Source organism: Methylobacterium phyllostachyos (genome assembly GCF_900103445.1).
Classification (GTDB): domain Bacteria; phylum Pseudomonadota; class Alphaproteobacteria; order Rhizobiales; family Beijerinckiaceae; genus Methylobacterium; species Methylobacterium phyllostachyos.
Window position 1 is genome coordinate 1 of the sequence record NZ_FNHS01000047.1, and the last position, 1,002, is coordinate 1,002.

General features: G+C 56.2%; 1 rRNA gene. It reads left to right on the forward strand.

The features are described 5' to 3' along the window. A 23S ribosomal RNA gene (locus BLQ49_RS28785) occupies positions 1 to 1,002 on the forward strand; the annotation flags it as partial.

The window sequence follows — 1,002 nt, forward strand, 5'->3', positions numbered from 1 at the left end:
CATAGGGGTTTGAAGCGAACCCGGGGAACTGAAACATCTCAGTACCCGGAGGAAAGGACATCAACGAGACTCCGTCAGTAGTGGCGAGCGAACGCGGATCAGGCCAGTGCCTGTGTTGAGTTTACCGGAACGGTCTGGAAAGGCCGGCGCGATGGGTGACAGCCCCGTACGGGACGGACGAAACACAGGACTCGAGTAGGGCGGGACACGTGAAATCCTGTCTGAACATGGGGGGACCACCCTCCAAGCCTAAGTACTCCTCAGCGACCGATAGCGAACCAGTACCGTGAGGGAAAGGTGAAAAGCACCCCGACGAGGGGAGTGAAACAGCACCTGAAACCGGATGCTTACAAACAGTGGGAGCCCAAGGTTCGTCCTGGGTGACCGCGTACCTTTTGTATAATGGGTCAGCGACTTAAAGTTACGAGCGAGCTTAAGCCGATAGGTGGAGGCGCAGCGAAAGCGAGTCTGAACAGGGCGTTCAGTTCGTGGCTTTAGACCCGAAACCGAGTGATCTAGCCATGTGCAGGATGAAGGTGGGGTAACACCCACTGGAGGTCCGAACCAGTGCCCGTTGAAAAGGTCTTGGATGACGTGTGGCTAGGGGTGAAAGGCCAATCAAACTCGGAAATAGCTGGTTCTCCGCGAAAGCTATTTAGGTAGCGCCTCGCGTGAATACCTCACGGGGTAGAGCACTGGATGGGCTAGGGCCGCCCACAGCGGTACCAAACCCAACCAAACTCCGAATACGTGAGAGTACTGCGCGGGAGACACACGGCGGGTGCTAACGTCCGTCGTGGAGAGGGAAACAACCCTGACCGACAGCTAAGGCCCCCAATTCGTGGCTAAGTGGGAAAGGATGTGGGACTCCCAAAACAACCAGGAGGTTGGCTTAGAAGCAGCCATCCTTTAAAGAAAGCGTAACAGCTCACTGGTCTAAATAAGGGGTCCTGCGCCGAAAATGTAACGGGGCTCAAGCCACGAGCCGAAGCTTCGGATGCA